This window comes from Clostridium sp. (assembly GCF_032576335.1).
In the GTDB taxonomy this organism is placed as follows: Bacteria; Bacillota; Clostridia; order Oscillospirales; family Acutalibacteraceae; genus Faecalispora.
Genome location: NZ_JAWFXC010000010.1, coordinates 1 through 18,824 on the forward strand (window position 1 = coordinate 1; position 18,824 = coordinate 18,824).

At 28.1% G+C, this 18,824-nt stretch carries 19 protein-coding genes; 17 read left to right on the plus strand and 2 right to left on the minus strand.

Going from position 1 to position 18,824, the window contains the following annotated elements; genetic code table 11:
• Nucleotides 1-340: 340 nt before the first annotated feature.
• From E7L17_RS11540 to E7L17_RS11595, 12 genes are all read left to right on the plus strand, one after another.
• Nucleotides 341-775 (plus strand): RadC family protein, encoded by a 435-nt coding sequence (locus tag E7L17_RS11540; protein WP_242858519.1) that lies wholly within the window; start codon nucleotides 341-343, stop codon nucleotides 773-775.
• A 217-nt stretch (nucleotides 776-992) separates the two neighbouring features.
• Nucleotides 993-1,196, plus strand: a complete 204-nt coding sequence (locus E7L17_RS11545) for a hypothetical protein (RefSeq protein ID WP_042398917.1) — start codon at nucleotides 993-995, stop codon at nucleotides 1,194-1,196.
• A 243-nt stretch (nucleotides 1,197-1,439) separates the two neighbouring features.
• Complete coding sequence (locus E7L17_RS11550) at nucleotides 1,440-1,733, plus strand: hypothetical protein (protein WP_042398914.1); 294 nt, start codon at nucleotides 1,440-1,442, stop codon at nucleotides 1,731-1,733.
• A gap of 67 nt (nucleotides 1,734-1,800) precedes the next feature.
• Entirely contained in the window at nucleotides 1,801-2,136 is a 336-nt protein-coding gene (locus E7L17_RS11555) for a hypothetical protein (protein ID WP_316323365.1), read from the plus strand.
• A 695-nt stretch (nucleotides 2,137-2,831) separates the two neighbouring features.
• The gene (ltrA, locus tag E7L17_RS11560) at nucleotides 2,832-4,712 is read left to right on the plus strand and encodes a group II intron reverse transcriptase/maturase (RefSeq protein ID WP_186860815.1); all 1,881 of its coding nucleotides are present in this window, start codon (nucleotides 2,832-2,834) and stop codon (nucleotides 4,710-4,712) included.
• Between the two features lie 145 nt (nucleotides 4,713-4,857).
• Nucleotides 4,858-5,415, plus strand: a complete 558-nt coding sequence (locus E7L17_RS11565) for a DNA methylase N-4/N-6 (RefSeq protein WP_195955666.1) — start codon at nucleotides 4,858-4,860, stop codon at nucleotides 5,413-5,415.
• Between the two features lie 239 nt (nucleotides 5,416-5,654).
• On the plus strand, nucleotides 5,655-5,984 hold the full coding sequence (locus E7L17_RS11570) for a MobC family plasmid mobilization relaxosome protein (RefSeq protein WP_042398908.1): 330 nt from the start codon (nucleotides 5,655-5,657) through the stop codon (nucleotides 5,982-5,984).
• Nucleotides 5,945-7,516, plus strand: coding sequence for a relaxase/mobilization nuclease domain-containing protein (locus E7L17_RS11575; protein WP_052330683.1), 1,572 nt, complete (start codon nucleotides 5,945-5,947; stop codon nucleotides 7,514-7,516). The genes E7L17_RS11570 and E7L17_RS11575 overlap by 40 nt, the downstream gene beginning before the upstream one ends.
• A gap of 313 nt (nucleotides 7,517-7,829) precedes the next feature.
• Nucleotides 7,830-8,399 carry a type III toxin-antitoxin system ToxN/AbiQ family toxin gene (locus E7L17_RS11580; RefSeq protein WP_052330682.1) on the plus strand — a complete coding sequence of 190 codons (570 nt, stop codon included), beginning with the start codon at nucleotides 7,830-7,832 and terminating at the stop codon, nucleotides 8,397-8,399.
• Between the two features lie 132 nt (nucleotides 8,400-8,531).
• Nucleotides 8,532-9,029 (plus strand): hypothetical protein, encoded by a 498-nt coding sequence (locus E7L17_RS11585; RefSeq protein WP_042398903.1) that lies wholly within the window; start codon nucleotides 8,532-8,534, stop codon nucleotides 9,027-9,029.
• Nucleotides 9,030-9,225: 196 nt separating this feature from the next.
• Nucleotides 9,226-10,161 (plus strand): ParM/StbA family protein, encoded by a 936-nt coding sequence (locus E7L17_RS11590; protein ID WP_042398900.1) that lies wholly within the window; start codon nucleotides 9,226-9,228, stop codon nucleotides 10,159-10,161.
• 12 nt (nucleotides 10,162-10,173) lie between these two features.
• Nucleotides 10,174-10,488 carry a hypothetical protein gene (locus E7L17_RS11595; protein ID WP_042398897.1) on the plus strand — a complete coding sequence of 105 codons (315 nt, stop codon included), beginning with the start codon at nucleotides 10,174-10,176 and terminating at the stop codon, nucleotides 10,486-10,488.
• A gap of 32 nt (nucleotides 10,489-10,520) precedes the next feature.
• On the opposite strand, the gene E7L17_RS11600 is transcribed toward E7L17_RS11595, so the two are convergent.
• Together E7L17_RS11600 and E7L17_RS11605 are read right to left on the minus strand one after the other, a co-directional pair.
• Entirely contained in the window at nucleotides 10,521-11,417 is an 897-nt protein-coding gene (locus tag E7L17_RS11600) for a helix-turn-helix domain-containing protein (RefSeq protein ID WP_316323366.1), read from the minus strand.
• 345 nt (nucleotides 11,418-11,762) lie between these two features.
• A complete protein-coding gene (locus E7L17_RS11605; RefSeq protein WP_052330680.1) occupies nucleotides 11,763-12,224 on the minus strand; it encodes a helix-turn-helix transcriptional regulator in 462 nt (153 codons plus the stop codon).
• Between the two features lie 218 nt (nucleotides 12,225-12,442).
• On the opposite strand from E7L17_RS11605, the gene E7L17_RS11610 reads away from it, so the two are divergent.
• From E7L17_RS11610 to E7L17_RS11630, 5 genes are all read left to right on the plus strand, one after another.
• Complete coding sequence (locus E7L17_RS11610) at nucleotides 12,443-12,784, plus strand: hypothetical protein (RefSeq protein ID WP_042398895.1); 342 nt, start codon at nucleotides 12,443-12,445, stop codon at nucleotides 12,782-12,784.
• A gap of 109 nt (nucleotides 12,785-12,893) precedes the next feature.
• Nucleotides 12,894-13,736: a hypothetical protein gene (locus tag E7L17_RS11615; protein ID WP_055277597.1), complete on the plus strand. Its 843-nt coding sequence runs from the start codon at nucleotides 12,894-12,896 to the stop codon at nucleotides 13,734-13,736.
• Nucleotides 13,737-13,824: 88 nt separating this feature from the next.
• The gene (locus E7L17_RS11620; protein ID WP_042398892.1) at nucleotides 13,825-14,007 is read left to right on the plus strand and encodes a hypothetical protein; all 183 of its coding nucleotides are present in this window, start codon (nucleotides 13,825-13,827) and stop codon (nucleotides 14,005-14,007) included.
• A 170-nt stretch (nucleotides 14,008-14,177) separates the two neighbouring features.
• The gene (locus E7L17_RS11625; protein WP_042398890.1) at nucleotides 14,178-16,934 is read left to right on the plus strand and encodes a SpaA isopeptide-forming pilin-related protein; all 2,757 of its coding nucleotides are present in this window, start codon (nucleotides 14,178-14,180) and stop codon (nucleotides 16,932-16,934) included.
• A 19-nt stretch (nucleotides 16,935-16,953) separates the two neighbouring features.
• Entirely contained in the window at nucleotides 16,954-18,804 is a 1,851-nt protein-coding gene (locus E7L17_RS11630; RefSeq protein ID WP_042398887.1) for an isopeptide-forming domain-containing fimbrial protein, read from the plus strand.
• Nucleotides 18,805-18,824 lie beyond the last annotated feature (20 nt).

Sequence of the window (18,824 nt, forward strand, 5' to 3'; positions counted from 1 at the left end):
CATCTACCGAGCGACCAAGCTAAAGCAAAGAATAACTAAACTTATTTTTACTATAAGCGGGTACCCGATGGAGTGCATCCAAATAGGTAAGAAGTCCTTTGGGACTTCTTTTTTTATATTGTTTTTTTGAAGCACCAGCCTATCATATTTCCGTTCAAGTTGTAAAGCCATTCCATAAAATTTTTTGTCGGCCAACTGGATCTGCAGTTAGCAGCCAAAAATTTTTATTCCATTTTCCTTTACAACTCACTCCAATATGTAGTCTTAGGCTCAACAAAAAAACAACAACACATGGGATTTTAAACCAGGGTGTTAATTTAAAAAGAAAGGAATTGATTTTTTGAACAGAATTAATATTGTAACTATCAAGATGGAAAAAGTAAAAAGTATGCTTGTGGATAATAAGAATATTGGTTCACCTAAAGATGTTTATAAAATAGTATCTGAATACTTAGATGGAGTTGATAGAGAGCATTTAGTATTATTAACACTAGATACTAAAAATAAAATAACATCTATAAGCACTATATGTATAGGTTCATTAAATGCTAGTGTGGTTCACCCAAGAGAAGTTTTTAAACCTGCTATTCTAAGTAATGCTGCAAGTATAATACTGGCACATAATCACCCAAGTGGCGACACTACACCAAGTAAAGAAGATATTTCAATAACACGAAGAATTAAGGACGGAGGGGATTTATTAGGAATTAAATTATTAGACCATTTAATAATTGGTGATGATTATACAAGTTTAAAAGAAAAAGGAATTGTATAAATAAAAAAAGGCATAACAATGAAGTTACACCCTTACTCACAATAAGATTATAACTCATTGTTTGCCTAAAGTAAAGGAGAATAGAAATGAGTATATATGTACTTTTAACCTATAAAGAATATTGTGATAAAGTAAATGAAACAATGACTTTTGAAGGACTTCATAGATATAAGAAAAAATATTGGAGAGATTAAGTATAGTTAAGGAAGGTAATATTATGAGAAAAAAAATTTGTGAATTTAGAGCAAGAAATTCTATTAAAAATGAACTTGTATTTATAGAAGTTGAATATTATAAGAGCAGTTGGTGGTATATAAATTTTAAAAATGAAAGAAGTTATAAATATAATTCTATTAATGAAGCTATAGACGATATAAGTAATATGTTTGGTGATTGGATTGATTTTAAATTATTAGTCTAATAAATCAAAAAGGTAAGAAGTCCTTAGGGACTTCTTTTTTATTTTTATGTTTTTTTTGAAGCACCAGCCTATCATATTTCCGTTCAAGTTGTAAAGCCATTCCATAAAAATTTTTGTCGGCTATGATCCTTACCAGGAATAGCAGCCAAAATTTTTTATTCCATTTTCCTTTACAACTCACTCCAATATGTAGTCTTAGGCTCAACAAAAAAAACAAACAACAAGAAAGGAAAGGTGCTATTTATGAAATTGAGAGTAGTTATGACAAATGGAGTTAATTATTTAATTGAAAGTGGGGAATTTAAAGACAAAGATTTAATGTCAGCTTTATTAAAATTCCATTCTGATGATTGGGGAATTTTATGTAATGAGGATAAAGAATTTCAAAATGAATTATTAAAAAATCCTAATTCAAAATATGAAGATAGATTTATGGGAGTCTATATGATAAATGGACATAAAATTTGGATTATGAGTGAGTATGATTATTCAATAAAGAGTTTATTAATAACTATCTTACTTCCTGAAGAATACTAAATTTAAAAAGGTGTTCCTCGGGAACACCTTTTCTTAAATAATAAAAAAATAAAAGGAGATTTTAAAAATGAATAGTATAGTTTCTTATCCAACTAGAGGGGAATATGGAGATAATAAATATAGGGGAAATGCAACAGGAAAATTATTAATTGACCTACATAAAATTTATAAATTTGATGAAATAAGTGATTATATGAGTGGAAGTTTTACAACTGCTGATGTAGGAAAAAAACTAGGAATAATAACTAATTGTTATGATTTAAATGGATTGAAAGGAGAAGAAACAAAATTTGATTTAATAGAAAATGATATTAAAGAAAGAAATAATTTTATATATTGGCATCCACCTTATTGGGATATGTGCGTTTTGTTTCTGCACAACACTCTTGGAAACAAGAACTAAAAGCAGACATGAAATTCTTATAATAGGAATTCATGAACTCTATAATTGAAATTACAGGTGAAAATCCTGAATGGTGTAAATGTAGGTACACTAAAACCTAATCCTCCGACATGCTGACCATTTCTATTAATAGTTGGTATGAAGCTCGGTGAAGACACGTGAAAATCGACCTGAGATGGTAGAGAAGTAATGTGGGGTGCTAAAAAATTACTATGTGTATTGGAGCTATTTGCTTGATAGCTAGGAAGAATCGTGGAAGGCACGCTTCGTGAAGTAGGGTAAATCGAACTGAAGATTTATAATCCCGAAGGGGATTTCAGTCGCAGTAAAGGCTTATGTTCTCCTTGTTACTGCTTATATCCAAAAAGGATATGAGTTCTTAATCCACCTACAGAGGATAAAAGAATGGCTGACGGAGTAGACACGGACACTAAGGTAATATGTAAAGCTAGATTATAGGGAACAAAAGAAGCCTGATAGATAATGCTAAGCATAATAGAATGTGATGTATCTAAATAGTAGGAAATGACTATTGAAATCAGGTGGCAGCAGCCCGTAGTAGTTCGAGATAGGGAAAGCCTATTACATGGCGAAGGGGCATAGTCAATTTTATAATTAACAAATTAGCAAGTTTTGAGGAAGCCGTTGTGCATACCTGACTAAAACCTAAACAAAATCCGAAAGGAGGAATGTTTATGGCTCAAAAATTCAAAGCACCTAAAAGCGAAACAGAACTAAAGAAAATTCAAGATGAAATGTACAGGATAACATCCAAGTGCATTGAATCTAAAGAAATACCTAAGTTTAAAGGACTGGTAGAAATAATGTCTAGTGAAGTTGTCATAATGACTGCTATCCATAATATCAAAGCAAATAAAGGCTCGAAAACTCCAGGGATAGACCAAAAGATTATTGATAAAGATTACTTACAAAAAGATTATTATGAGGTTGTAACTGATATTCAAAATAGTTTTACAAACTATAAACCTGATATGGTGCGTAGGAAATGGATTCCTAAACCCGGAAAACAAGAAAAGCGACCATTGGGAATTCCAACGATTAAAGATAGGATAGTTCAGGAATGTGTAAGATTAATTATTGAACCAATTCTCGAAGCTCAATTCTTTCAACACTCTTATGGATTTCGTCCTTGGCGAGATACTCATATGGCTTTAGAAAGAGTTAAAGACCAAGTCCACAGAATAGGTTACTACTGGATAGTTGAAGGGGATATAAGTAGATTCTTTGATAATGTTAATCATACAATATTAATTAAGAAGCTATATCACATGGGTATAGCAGATAGAAGAATATTAATGATTATCAAAGAAATGCTTAAAGCTGGAATAATGGATGAATGTAAGAAAAATGAATTAGGAACACCACAGGGTGGAATCATAAGTCCAATTCTAGCAAATGTCTACTTACACCAAATGGATAAATGGATTACTAGGGAATGGGAAAACAAAGTTACCCAAAATAATTATTCAAGTAAAAGAAATCAATATCAATCTTTACACAGGTACTCAAACCTTAAACCTGCATATCTGATAAGATATGCAGATGATTGGATACTCCTAACTGATAGTAAAGAACACGCTGAAAAATGGAAATACAGAATTTCAAAATTCTTAGAAACTAATTTAAAGCTAAAACTATCAGATGAAAAGACGTTGATAACTAACATCAAAGAGAAGCCAATACATTTTGTTGGATTCACTTACAAGGTAATCAAAGAGCCTAGCATGAGAAAAGGATATAAGCCAGTCGTAAGACCACAACAAGAAAGAATTGATAAGAAATTACTAGAAATTATTCAAGACATTAAAATGTTAAGACTACCAATGACTAAAGAGAACTTAATTGAAAGTATTAGCAAAATAAACTCTAAGATAAGGGGTATTATAAATTATTACAGTGCAGCCAATATGGTATATTTTAGTTTAGCTAAATACCATAGAAGAATAACGACAGTTGCAATGAACTCATTAAGGAGAAAAGGAGTTATCTTCAAACCTGCACGTGAAGTAAATAACTTGATAGCATTACATTCTAACTATTCAACATGGATACCGGCAATCAAATTACCTAATGAACAATTAATAGGTATAACATCACCGGCATTTTGTAAATATCAGAAAACTTACAACAAGAACCAGGAAGAAACACCGTTTTCTAGTAAAGGAAGAGAGTTGCATTTAAAAAGAACACGTAAGCAACTATCATTAGCTAGAATGGAAGAAATCTTACAAGTTCCTGAAATTATTAAATTTAATAAGTATGACAAATCAAAGGAAATATATAATTATGAGTACTTTATGAATAGAATGTATGCTTTCAATAGAGATAAAGGAAGATGTAAAATTTGCGGAGAGCCTATAATAAACGGAGATAAATTTCACTGTCACCATATAAGCACAAACCTTCCCTTACAACAAATAAACAAAGTTCAAAACCTGTTATCGACACATAGTAAATGCAATAAGCTAATACATGAAAAGATAAGCCAATATGGATTTTCAGACAAAGCAATCAAAAACGCAATAAAATATAGGAAAAAGCTAATTGTTAATTAAATAAAATTGATGGAACGCTGGATGCGATGAAAGTCGCACGTCCGGTGTGAAACAGGGGAAAACAACTCTTAACAGGTAATGCTGAAGATGATTGTTACCTATTGTTATTATTAAGTATAGTGGTCATATGTATGGAGATACACCTTTGAAAAATGATTTATCTCATATTAAAGATTATCAAGAGTTTATAAAAGCTATTAATTATTGCCTATCAAAACAATATGCGAGTTTGAAAGTTGGAGGAAGAATGGCAATATTGATGGCTGATGTAAAAAAGAATCATAAATTATATTCAATGCTTTTGGATATGAATAAATTAGGAACTGTAGAGCAAATAGTAATTAAAGAACAACATAATTGTATGAGCAATCATAGAAAATATTTTAATGAAAATTTTATAAAAATATCACATGAATATTGTTTAATACTTAGAAAAGATGAGCCTTTAATTTTAGATTATATGATTACAAAAAGGGGAAAAATGGATTTAAGAGATAGTTTAAAGGTTACTTGGAAAGACCTTGTTGCTTCAACAATTGAAAGTTTAGGGGGAAGGGTAAATTTAGAGAAGTTATATAAGAGTTTAGAAGGATATAAGAAGACATATAATAATCCAAATTGGAAAGCTAAGATAAGACAAACATTGCAGATATATCCTAATATTTTCGTAAATATAGAACGAGGAGTATGGCAATTAGTATAAATATAAAGATAAAGACTGGTAAAAAAATTACTAGTCTTTTTTGTTGAAATGCTTTTTCCTAAAAAGTATAATAAGAGATATAGAGAAGGGTAGCAAGCATAGTGAGTGGATAGCCACATCACTTTAATTTTAAAATATAAGGAAACCTTAATTTTAAAATTACTTGTTGAGGGATACCCCCAAACCCCCGAATAGAATAAATCATATATGATTTATTTTTTAGAAAGGAATTATAAATTATGGTTAATAGAAAAAGAGATATACAGAAATTTTTTCGAGTGAACGAAGAAGAAGATAAAATGATAAAAGAAAAAATGAAACAGTTAGGAACAGATAACTTTGGGGCATATGCAAGAAAGATGTTAATAGATGGTTATGTAGTTAAAACGGATTATACTACAATAAAAAATTTAATTAAAGAGATTAATAAAATTGGGGTTAATATAAATCAAATTGCTAAAAGAACAAATGAAACAAATAGAATTTATGAAGATGATATAAAAGAGTTAAAAGGAGAGCTTGAACAGGTATGGCAGTTACTAAAATCAAATCTATCAAGTCAACATTAAAAAAAGCATTAGATTATATAATGGATGAAAGCAAAACTGATGGAAAATTATTAGTAAGTGGGGGAAATTGTGCCCCTGAAACTGCATATTTAGAGTTTAAAATGACAGAAGAAACTTGTAAAGAAGTGATAGGAGATTATAGTAAAAAATCAAACAATTTAGCTTATCATATGATACAATCTTTTGATAGAAAAGATAAAATAACTCCTGAAGAAGCTCATAGAATTGGTGAAGAATTAGCAAAGAAATTAACAGATGAAAAATATGAGTATGTAGTTGCAACGCATATAGATAAAGGGCATATTCATAATCATATTATTTTTAATGCTTATAGTTATGCGACCTATAGAAAGTTTAATTGCAATAAAGATACTTTTAAAGAAATTAGAGAAATAAGTGATGAACTATGTAAAGAAAATGGATTAAGTATTGTAGAAAATCCTAAAGGAAAAGGTAAGCATTATAAAGAATGGTTGGAGAATAAAAAGGGTACAAGTTGGAAAGCTTACATTAAAGATACTCTTGATGAATTAATAGATAAAGTTAAGTCATTTGATGAATTAAAAACTGAAATGATTAATAGAGGTTTTGAAATAAAGGAAGGAAAATATATAGCATTTAAAGCACCTAATCAGCAAAGATTTTGCAGAGGAAAAACTATAGGTGAAGAATATACTAAAGAAGCTATAGAAAATAGAATTAATGAAAATCACAAGGCTAAAGAGATAATAATTAATAAAGATATTATTATTAATCAAAATGAAAATAATTATTTTGTTAGAGTGCCAGGAAGTGAAAACTATATATTTATAAATAAATCAGAATGTAATTGGATTAATGAGTTTGAATGTAAAGTAACATTATCAAAAAATGAATATAAATTTATAGATTCTTCAGGGGAAAAAGAAGAAATATTAACTGGTAAAGAAATAAATAATTACTTTACTAGTCAAGATAAAAAATCTAATGATATTAAAGTTGAAGATGTTAAAATTGATGAAAATGTATTTACTATCAGAAGAAATAAGATAAGAGATGTTAAAGAGCTTGCAAATGCAATAGTTCTATTAAGAAAAGAAAATATATCAAATAGAAATGAATTTGATGGTAAAGTACAAGAAGTATTAAATAAGAAAGATGAATTAATTAATATTATTAAAGAATTAGAAAATAAGAACGCTAAATTTAATCAAGTATCTAAATATTTGATAACATACAATAATTATAAAGAAATTTACGAGAAACATGGAAATAAGAAAACTATATTTGGGGGATATAAAAAACATGAAAATGAGATATTAATGTTCCTTCATGCTAAAGAAAAACTAGAAAACTTGGGTATAAATACAAACGTTAGTATAGATAAGTTAAAAGAAAAAATAATTGAACAAAAAGAAGAAATTTCATTATTAGGTAATGAATTTAAAAATATAGAAAAAAGATTAGAAAGTATAAGAAAGGCTAATAGTAAAATAGAAAATATAATACAAGAAAAAATCGACTTAACTAAAGAGAAAGAAAAAGAGAGATAAATTAATCTTATACAAAAATCATTAGTTATTAGGATCATTGGTTATCTTTATATAAAGGCATAAATAAAAGTACAATGTAGTTGAATATTTATATGCAGAATGGTATAATATATTATATAGAATATAATGATTATAAATCAGTATAAAGAGCGGTGAATCTCCACCAGTAAGTGAGAAACTAAAAGAGCGGTGAATCTCCACCAGTAAGCGAGAAACTAAAAGAGCGGTGAATCTCCACCAGTAAGCGAGAAACTAAAAGAGTGAAAAAAGTAATCAAAATTGATTACTTTTTTTTTATAAGGGGAGAATGGGAATGAGAATATATATAGTTAAAGAGGATTATATAAATTATCTAAAGAAATTTGATGATAATATTAGAGATAATAAAAATGAATCACGTCCATATATAGGGATATTATTAGAAGTTAATGGGATGAATTATATAGCTCCGTTGGCATCACCTAAAGAAAAACATAAATCTATGAAGAATAATATAGATTTTTTTAAATTGGAGAATGGAGATTTAGGTGTTATAAATTTAAATAATATGATACCAGTACATAAAGAAAATATAGTAGAGTATAATTTTGAAGAAAGACATAATCGTAAATATTCAATATTATTAACAAAGCAAATAAGATTTATAAATAAAAATGAAGATGTAATTAAAAATAAAGCTAATAAATTATATAATAAGGTTATAAGTGGAAGAAGCTTTATAGCTAAAAGATGTGTTAATTTTGAACTTATAGAAAAAAAAGCTTTAGAATATAATTCAGATATTAGAGAAGCAGCAGTAACAAAAACTGTAGGAATAAAAGATATTGTTAAAGATGCTTCAAAAAAAGCTGATGAACATAATAAAAAAAAAGAAAAGATTTAAAAGTTCATAAAGATATATATAGGTAAGCGATTTGTATATTAATTTAATATATAAATCGCTTATTTTTACAATTATATGTAAAATAATGGTACAATATTAGTGTAATATTACAAGTAAGTGTGAGGTGTAAAAATGGAATGGAACAGAAATAATTTAATAAAAATAGTTGAATTTATAAATAAAGAGTTGAATAATGGAAAACCAATGGTGAAAATCGAAAAAGAATCATTTGGAGAAAATGAACGAGTAATTCATAAAAGACTTATTAGATTAGGATATAAAAAGATAGATAATCAGTATGTATTACAAAATGATATTACAAGTAATATTACTAAAAAAGAAGCAAATACCCAAAGAGAAGATAGTAAGAATTTTAAAGATGAAGTAAATAATGAAAGACTATTATTATTATTAGATAATTTAGATGAAATTTTATCATTAATTAATAAAAAGAATTCAAACAATATTACAAGTAATATTACGGGAGTGAGAAGTAATATAAATGATGTAAGATCATTTAGGATAGATACTGGAATTTATGAAGAGATAAAAAAATTATCTTATAAAAGCAATGAAACTATTGGAGAAATAATAAATATTGCTTTAGAACAATATTTAAAAAATTTATAAAACAATGGTATATCAATTTTTGAAATATATTAAATTGATATACCATTGATATAACAATTAATATTTGAATTTGAATTGATATACCAATGCTATATCAATTATTTTTAGTTGCAAAATTGATATAGCATTGACATAACAATTTTTATGTGTTACTATATAAATATAGTAATTAGGAAATAAAAAAAGAGGTGTAAAAATGGAGAAAAATATTATTAATCAAGAATCTCAAATAATAGGAGCAGATATTGGGCGTGGATATACAAAAGGTTATACAGTTTACAATGGAGAAGCTAGTGAATGTTGCTTTAAATCAATAGTTAGTCTAGGAAGAGAAATAGATTTTGATGACTATAAAGATCCGATATATTTAGAAGTTGAAGGAGAAGAATATTTTGCTGGTATATTAGCTGAAGTAGAAGGTTATTCTCCAACTTCTAATAATATGGAATCTAAGATTACGTTAACTGCTGAAAAATTATTATATGCATTATTAGATAAGTTAGCAGTAGCTAATAGTGTTAAACTTGTATTAGGAGTTCCAAATAAATCTTATAATAAAAGAACTTTAACAGAAGTGATAGAAGCTTATAAGGGTAAAACAGTAAAGATAATGAATAATATAACTAAATGTTATAAGAAAGTTTTCATAGAAGATATATCAATATTTAGAGAGTCAGATGCAGCATTATTTTGGGAATTAAGAGATAGAACAACTACTAATAAACCTATTGGAATGGTAACTGTAGGTTTTAGAACTACAGAATTTACATACTTTGATAAGGGAATGAAGTTTAATGATAAAAAATCTAAATCGCTTGAATTAGGAAATAAGACAGCTCTTGAATATGTGCAAAGAGAATTAAATGATAAATATAATTTATCTAAAGAGTTATTTGAAATAGATAGTAATACTGGTGATTATGATAAATTAAAGGAAAAAGGATACAGAATACTTTCAGAAAAAGTAGCTCAAGAAGTTGATAGTTATTGGGTTAATACTGAAGAAATGGATATTTATTTTGGTGGAGGAACTACTCAAAGAATGAAAATATATAATGGTACTTTAGTAGAAGCACCACAAATGGCAACTGCTAAAGGTCTTTACATTGTGGGTACAAAAGTCTTTAAATAAGGAGATACTAAAATGGCGAAGATAAGTAAGACCTATACAATAGAAGAAGAAACTTTAAACATTGTTAGGGAAAATAAAGAGGATAGAAACCTTTCAAGTGATTCAGCTAGTTTAGAAAGAATAGTATTAGAATGGGCAGTTCTAAAAGGGAATAATAATGGAACAAGTAACGTACATTCCAATATAGATATTAATAAAATAGTAGAAAAAGTACTAGATAGGTTACAAGAAGATAATAAAAAAAAATGTGAAGAAATATCTGTAGATAAGGAAAATACTGATTATGAGAACTCTATTAATGAGTTATTAAATGATATACCTGATTAGTTAAAATATAAAAAGATGAGTAATATATACTATTACTCATCTTTTCTTATATAATCAGAAAGTTTACCAAGAACTTTACCTAATATATGAACATTAATATCTTTATATATTTGAACTTGGTGTATTGGGTTAGTGCTTTGAGGGGTTAAAATAATTTCATTAGGAGAGAAATTGATTTTTTTGCAAGTAGCTTCAGCATCAATTACAGCAATAACAATATCATCATTATTAACTAAATTTGTACTTTCAATTAATATTAAATCACCAGGGGGATAGATTTTATTCATACTATCTCCTTTAACTTCAAGAATAAAATAATTTTTAGAAGGACATAGGATATTGGAAGGGATTTTATAAGTGTTTATTATTTCTTCGTAAGCATAACAAAGATTCCCAGCAGATACTTTTCCAATTAGGTTTATAGATCTATAGTCAATACTTTTTTCATTAGTTTTAAGTTCACTAGTATTAGGTGAGATTTCATCACTAATCTCTACATCTTGATCAGTATAAAGATTTATATACTTAATTAGATTATCAATTTCTTTAATTTTTTTTGGAATTTCATAATTAATTAGGGATAAACATTTTCTTTTTTTATTCTCCAATTCAAATAAGATATTTTTACGCATATCTAAATTAATATCCTTAATTTTTTCATCATAATTAATATCATTTGAAATTTTGTTTTGAATATCCTTCAAAAATTTATCATTGTTGCTAAGGTTTTCAGTCAAGAGTTTATCTATTTCAACGTTAAGGAAATCGGAAATTTTTATTAAAACATCTATACCAGGCTCTCGGCGACCATTTTCATAGTTAGAATATGAGCTAGGATTTAATTTTAAGTGATTTGCTATTTCTTTTTGGCTGATATTTAAAGAACTCCTTATATATTTTAGATTTTCACAAAAGTAATTCTTTTTCAAAAAAAAATCACTCCTTTCTATCAATAGAATAATAGCAAAATAGAACAAAAAACAGAAAAAGTTTCAATATGAATAAAATAACAAAAAGATAAACGTTTCATATTGACATAAAATGTTGAAATTGATATTATATTGTTGTAATAAGACAAAAATATAAGTAGATAATTAAATTTGTCCAACTAAATGGGTTGGGGCAACTATGTAAAAGTTTAGAGGTGTTTTGAGAAAATTTAAAAGGAAAGACTTGAAGAAATGTTAAAAGAAAAGTGTTCCCAGGGGACATGAAATAATAATGGATAGATTTAATATAAGAAAATATAAAAAAGATGAGTGATATGAAAATTATTACTCATCTTTTTTGTTGTGTGAAATTTCATTTGTTAAATCTTCATTATAAATATTGTTTATAAAATTTAAAAGAGAATCTATTTCAGATATTTTAACATCAATTTCACTTAATATAGTTTTTTTCTTTTCTTCATAAAATCTTTTATTTTTTAAAAGTTTTTCTTTTAAGTCAGAATAGTTAAATTCATTTAAATTTACACTAATTCTTGGTTCTTCAGATATAATAGTATCTATTTTACTTTTGACAACAGTATTAATTCTACTTTTTAAAAGATCATCAATTGAACAATTAAAAAAACTAGATATTTTTATTAAAATTTCAATATTTGGCTCGCTTATTCCATTTTCGTAATTTGAATAGCGAGATCTTGTTATGCCTAGGGCTTTTGATAGATCATTTTGGCTATAATCATTATCTATTCTTAGGCTTTTTATATTGTTAGCAAAAGTAGATTTCATATAATCACCTCATTCATAATAGTGTATACATTTATTTAGACATAAAAATAAAGCATATTCATAGCATGACAAGAAAATAATCTTGTCGTCAAAACTTCTGTTGACAAAATACTTGTCAAATGATAATATATATTTAAATTAGTTAAATATGGTAATTGAAAATAAAAATGTCCAACTAAATGGGTTGGGGCAACTATATATATTTGGAGGTATTAATTATGGTATTGGATTTGAGAGATAAAATTATGATTGAAAAATTATATTTAGCTGGAGTAGATGCTAAAGAAATATCTCGTAGAATTGGCAAGAGTGTTGATGCTATTAGAAAATATATACAGAGAAATTTAAAAGATTTAAAAGAAAAACATGAAGCTGAAAAGGAAAGAACAAGAGAGGTTTTAAGAAAAACTAAGTGGGAGTGTTCGCAAGAAATTTCAAATAGTAATTTTGCAAAATTTAATAGATCTATTTATAAACAAGCAAGGAATGGAGATTTAATACTAGATAGAAAAGTAGCACCAGTAGTTACATTTGATACGCCTACAAGAATTACAAAATAAAAATAAATTTGGTATAATATTGCTAAAACAGAGGATAAATTAAAGATATTGAGGAAATAAAGGTAAAAAAGTGTTCCCGAGGAACACAAATTTATAAGGAGGTAAATTGATGAATTTAGAAAAAATAAAAAAAATATTAAAGAGTAAAAAAGGAATTGTGGCAAGTGGAGTAATAGTAGGAACTATAGTTATTGGAATTATTGGTGGAGTGTTAGTTAATGGAGCAAGTAAATCAAATGATATAGCAGAAAATAACAAACCAGTTATCAATAATAAAAAAGAAGATAATAAAAAAGATAAAGATGAATCAGTAGTATCAAAAGAAAATAATAATGCTGAAGATAAAAAAGAGGAAGTGAAAGAAACTGAATCTAATATCAATATGCCTGAAAATAGTACAAGCAGTAATGATATAAATATCAATAATACTAATAAAAATAATAGCCAATCTAGTAGTAGCAATGCTAATAGTAATACTAGCAATAACAATAGTAGTAATACTAGCAGTAACACTAATAGTAATACTAGCAGTAACACTAATAGTAATACTAGCAGTAACACTAATAGTAACACTTCAAATGGAAGTACTCATACTCATAGTTGGAACCCTATAATTGAACAAGTTCACCATGATGAGGTAGGTCATTGGGAAGATGTAGTTGTAACACCAGCTTGGACAGAGAGTATCCCAGTTTATGAGGAAAGGGAAGTTGCTATATGTAATGGTTGTGGTGCAGATATAACAAGTAATATAGACAAGCATATGACAGATAATATATTAGCAGGTAATATGGCTTGTACTGGTTGGCATACAGACTACAAGCAAATTCAAGTAGGTACAAACAATGTTAACCACCCAGCAGTAACAGAGAAGAAATGGGTAGTAGATAAAGCAGCTTGGACAGAAACAGTTACAGTTGGTCATAGTTGTAGTTGTGGAGCAACTAAGTAATATAAAAAAATTTATAGTATGTATTATTAAAGTGCCTAGAAACTAGGCACTTTTTAATTGTTATTTTTTAGTAAAGGAGCAATTATTAATGAAAAATGATAGGGGGAATATAATTTTATCTAAAAGTGATATACAACAATTGAGAATGGCTTATAATAATAAAAATATTTCTGATTATTACTTAAATTTTGATGTAGCCAATATTATGAAATATGAGAACCTTAGTAAAGAAAAGGCTATAAATAAAATATTAAGACTATTAAATGATTAAATAAAGAAAGTGTTCCCGAGGAACACTTTTAAATCTAATTATGTAACATAAAGAACTTCAACTATTAAATAGTTGGAGTTTTTTAATTGCATAATTTAAAAAGTTGATGGGGGGGAGAAAAATTAATTACAGTTTTTTATCTGAAATAAAAAGTTAAGGAGGGAAACTTAGTGAGGAAACTCAAAAGAATTTTAAGCTTGTTTTTAGTGAGTATTTTAGTTGTAGGAAATGTTCAAGCCATACCAGCAGAAGCATCTAATATAACGAAGCTAGAAATAAAAGTTAAAGGGGAAGGTGAAGTTATTATTGATGATGGAAGTTCTAAATATTCTTTAGGAAATAAAGATGTTTTTAGAGCAGATTGTACAGTAGATACTAATTTAAGAATAACTGCTACACCGAATGAAGGATATTTTATATCATCTATTGATGGTATAGAGAATGATGGAGTAATAAATGGAAATAGTAAAATTTATGATGTTAATCTAAAAGAAAATGCTAATTCTATAATTATTAATTTCACAGAAAATCCAAAAGAAGAAATTAAAGATGAAATAGTTCAATCAGATGTGATTCAAGAAGAAATACAAGATACATCAAATGAAATAGATACTAATGAGAAAAAGCCACAAGAAGAGAATAAAGTAGATAAGATACTTAATGAGTATCTTGAAGGTATATATGATTCTGAAGAAGCTTTGAATTTTAGAAAAGAACTTGTTTCTAAGCATAAGTTAGAAGATAAGGTAGATGAAAACTTCTTTTTTAAAGATGAATATATAAACAAGCTTATTGATTTAGAAACTATAGGTGATTGTATTGTTTTAGTAGATATATCAAAGAAAGATTTAGCTTTAGATTATCTTCAAGATGAAAATGTAGATCCAATTTTAGAAAGTCTGAATAATTTAAATCCTATTAGAACTAGATTGAGAAGATCATTATCTTTTATGGCAGCTAGAACTGGAATGACTGTTACTAATCATGGTAACTTAACTTACTATGAGGGTGGGATTCTTATGGGTAGGTCAGATATGTTTAGTATAAATGGACGTACAGCTTTTTGTGCTGATCACTCTAAGGTATCACCAGGAACTGGGGTAAGAATACTTAGCACTTCGGTTGAAGGTAATTCTGATATAAGAAAGATATTGTATTATGGTTTTGAAGGACCAGGACAAATAGGTGGTTGGGCATCTAATGGTTTAAGAATTGCGACTGCAATGGCTATTTCTGAAGTAAGACATGGTGATGGTAAAAACTTAGGTAGAAGATTACTTAATCAAGTAAGAGGTTTACCTGAACCACCATCTTCATTTACTGCATATATTGCTGATACAGAAGGAAGCTCTTATCAAGATTTAGCATTTTGGATGTATAATCCAAAAGGTTCATTACAAATATCTAAATCATCTGCCGATCCATCAATAACGAATGGAAATAATTATTATAATATAACTGGTGCAGAATATGGGGTATTTACAGGATCTAATGCTACAGGTCAAGTAGCAACTCTTGTTATAGGTTCTAATGGTTGGTCACAAGAAATTCAATTAGATTCAGGAACTTATTATATTAAAGAAACCAAAGCACCTAAGGGATATGCATTAGATGGAAATATATATCCGATAACAGTTAATTCGGGTAGTAAGTCAACTAAAGCATTTACAGATAGACCTCAGCTTGACCCAGTTGTGGTTGCTCTTAGAAAGGTGGATGCTGATACAGGTACAGATAGACCTCAAGGTAGTGGTTCTTTAGAAGATGCACATTTCACATTTAAATTTTATGCAGGTGAGTATGCAGATGGAGTTAATCCATCAGATTTAGGGGTTTCTCCTACTAGAAGTTGGGTTATGAAAACAGGAAGCAATGGTGTTGCTTTATTCAATGATGCTCATAAAGTATCAGGTGATGCTTTTTGGTATACAAGTTTTGGGGCTCCAGCTCTACCACTAGGAACTTTAACAATACAAGAAACTAAAGCTCCTACAGGTTATAAGCTAAATCCTGAAGTGTTTGTTAGAAGAATAACTCCTAATGGAACAGCAGAAGGGGTAAATACTTATAATGAACCAGTAATAAAAGAAGATTCCTTAGATTTTACTATAAGAAAAGTACAAGAAGGAACACATATATTACTACCTAATGTAAAGTTTAGACATACAAAACCTAACGGAACAACTGAAGAATTAACAACTAATCCAAATGGAGAAATAGTAATTAAGGGGTTAGAGCAAGGAACACATAAAATAATAGAAATATCAACTACTGAAGGATTTGAAGTAAATCCAAATGAGTTTGTTTTTGAAGTTACATCAAGTAATACAATAAGAGTAATATCTAATACTACTAATATGGGAATGAGCTATGTAGAATCAGAAGGCAATGGGGTATTGACAGTAGAAAATAGTTTAAGACCTTTTCAATTAAAAGTAGTTAAGGTTAATGATAAGAATACACCATTAAAAGGTGCTGAATTTACTTTATATTCTGATAGAGAATGTAGAAATGAAATAAGTAAGGCAGTTTCTAACGAAAAAGGAGAATTATTCTTTGATGGGTTAAAAGTTGGAACTCAATATTACTTTAAAGAAACAAAAGCACCTGAAGGTTATAGAATACCTGTAGATTCAAATGGAAATGTTCATGTATATGAAGTAGTTACTGAATCTCAACCATCAAATGGTATTTTTAACTTTACAATAGATGGAGTTAAGTATAATGCTAATTCTACAAATGGTGATATTCATATAGAAGGAAATAAAAATGATAGAGTAATCAGCGTTAAAGTAGTTAATTACATAACTATGAAACTACCAAGTACAGGATCAGGAATGATGATACCTATATTAGTAGTTGGTATGTCTTTAATGGGGGTTGCAATTATAATGAGTAGAAAATCTAAGAAAGAAAATAAGAGATAGGTTATAGGGGGATAGTCAAATGGCAAGACATAAAATATTAAAATCTGTATTATCATATGCATTAGTTGCGGGAGTTTTAGCAACGAGTACATTACCAAGTGTAATGGCTCATGCAGAAACTAGAAATGAAAGTGCTGCTACAACTTATGCTTTTGTAAATAAAAATACACCAGGAGGTGTAGCAAATTTTGGTCGTGGAAGTGCTTCAATTACTATTGAAGGTAATAACACAAGTCAAACTTTAGTTGGTAAAAAGTTCAATGTGTACAAGCTATTCAATGCTCAAAATTCTACTGGTTTAGAATCTATAAATTATACAATGAATCCAGATTATGCACCAGCATTAAAAAATGTTGTTGGTAAGAAATTAAACAAAGAAGCTAGTAAAGTAACAGAATATGAAATTATAGATTATATTCAATCTTTAAACAACAATAAAGTTGAAGGTGCTAATGCTGAACAAACTTTAGAAGGAAGATATAGTGAGTTTAGATATTTTGTTGAAGAGTTAAGAAACGAGATAGTGAAATTAAAAATTAAATCTGATGTTGTAACAGTTACAGAAGTTAAGTCAAATAACAGTATAGAATTAACAGGGTTAGATTATGGATATTATATAGTAGATGAAGTATCTAATGTTTCAGGTTCTCATTCAGCGGGATCTTTATGTATGGTAAATACGGCTAATCCTAATGCATCAGTTCAAGTAAAATCTGATTATCCATCAGTTATCAAGAAGATAAAAGAAGATGATAATGTAGATGCAGTTGGAAATGATGGTTGGAACGATATAGGGGATTATGAAATAGGACAAACTGTACCTTTCAAATTTGAGTCAAATGTACCAAATATGAATGGTTATCATACTTATTATTATGCTTGGCATGATAAAATGGACGAAGCTTTAACATTTAATAATAATTCAGTAGGTATTAAAATAAGTGATTCTACAGGAAAATCATATACATTACAAAATAGTGAGTTTAATGTAGTTGAAAATCCAGGAAAAGATGAAACTTTCAAGGTAGAAATTGTTGATTTAAAGGCAATAGTTGATAGAGAGTTTAATAATAAGAATGATTTAAATGAAAATGTTTATGGGCAAAAAGTAGAATTAACATTCAATGCTACTTTAAATGATAAAGCAGCTAATGATACTGGTAGACCAGGATTTGAAAATGATGTTAAATTAGAGTTTTCAAATAATCCTGATGGTGATGGAGAAACTGATAGAGGGGAAACTCCTTGGGATACTGTAGTTTGCTTCACTTATAAAATCAATGGTTTAAAGATAAATGACCATGATTTAAAACTAGAAAATGCTAAATTTAGATTATACTCTGATAAAGAGTGCAAAAATGAAGTATATGTAAAGAAAGCTGAAAGTGGATATATAGTAATCAATAGAGATAGTGTTCAAGGTGGTGTACCAAGTGATGCAGTAGAAATGGTTTCTGATGCAGAAGGGGTATTCACAATTATTGGATTAGACCAAGGTACTTATTGGTTAAAGGAAACTGGTGCTCCTGATGGATATAGACCAATATTAGATCCAATAGAAATAAATATAATTCCTACTTTCACAGAAAACAGAAATGTTTATGTAAAAGGTGATGGAGCAACTGATAAAACTCTTAAAACTTTAGAAGCAACTGCCAATATAAAAACTTTTTGGGATGGAATATTTAATGAGAATAATCAACCATTAGATACTAATGTTGATGATGGATCTCTTAACATAACTGTAATAAATAAGGTTGGTAGCAAACTACCTGTAACTGGTTCGGGTGCAACTATAGCATTAATTGGTTTAGGCTCAACATTAATGACAGGAGCATTAGCAGTATCAAGAAAAAAGAGTAAAAAGTAAAAAAGCTTATATAAATAAAG

Excerpts from the sequence above, each read along its gene's own strand:
- E7L17_RS11575 (WP_052330683.1), top strand. The coding sequence starts at position 5,945 with ATGGCAGTTACTAAAATCAAATCTATCAAGTCAACATTAAAAAAAGCA.
- E7L17_RS11590 (WP_042398900.1), top strand. The coding sequence starts at position 9,226 with ATGGAGAAAAATATTATTAATCAAGAATCTCAAATAATAGGAGCAGAT.
- E7L17_RS11545 (WP_042398917.1), top strand. The coding sequence starts at position 993 with ATGAGAAAAAAAATTTGTGAATTTAGAGCAAGAAATTCTATTAAAAAT.
- E7L17_RS11615 (WP_055277597.1), top strand. The coding sequence starts at position 12,894 with ATGAATTTAGAAAAAATAAAAAAAATATTAAAGAGTAAAAAAGGAATT.
- ltrA (WP_186860815.1), top strand. The coding sequence starts at position 2,832 with ATGGCTCAAAAATTCAAAGCACCTAAAAGCGAAACAGAACTAAAGAAA.
- E7L17_RS11580 (WP_052330682.1), top strand. The coding sequence starts at position 7,830 with ATGAGAATATATATAGTTAAAGAGGATTATATAAATTATCTAAAGAAA.
- E7L17_RS11550 (WP_042398914.1), top strand. The coding sequence starts at position 1,440 with ATGAAATTGAGAGTAGTTATGACAAATGGAGTTAATTATTTAATTGAA.
- E7L17_RS11620 (WP_042398892.1), top strand. The coding sequence starts at position 13,825 with ATGAAAAATGATAGGGGGAATATAATTTTATCTAAAAGTGATATACAA.
- E7L17_RS11570 (WP_042398908.1), top strand. The coding sequence starts at position 5,655 with ATGGTTAATAGAAAAAGAGATATACAGAAATTTTTTCGAGTGAACGAA.
- E7L17_RS11605 (WP_052330680.1), bottom strand. The coding sequence starts at position 12,224 with ATGAAATCTACTTTTGCTAACAATATAAAAAGCCTAAGAATAGATAAT.
- E7L17_RS11595 (WP_042398897.1), top strand. The coding sequence starts at position 10,174 with ATGGCGAAGATAAGTAAGACCTATACAATAGAAGAAGAAACTTTAAAC.
- E7L17_RS11610 (WP_042398895.1), top strand. The coding sequence starts at position 12,443 with ATGGTATTGGATTTGAGAGATAAAATTATGATTGAAAAATTATATTTA.
- E7L17_RS11630 (WP_042398887.1), top strand. The coding sequence starts at position 16,954 with ATGGCAAGACATAAAATATTAAAATCTGTATTATCATATGCATTAGTT.
- E7L17_RS11585 (WP_042398903.1), top strand. The coding sequence starts at position 8,532 with ATGGAATGGAACAGAAATAATTTAATAAAAATAGTTGAATTTATAAAT.
- E7L17_RS11555 (WP_316323365.1), top strand. The coding sequence starts at position 1,801 with ATGAATAGTATAGTTTCTTATCCAACTAGAGGGGAATATGGAGATAAT.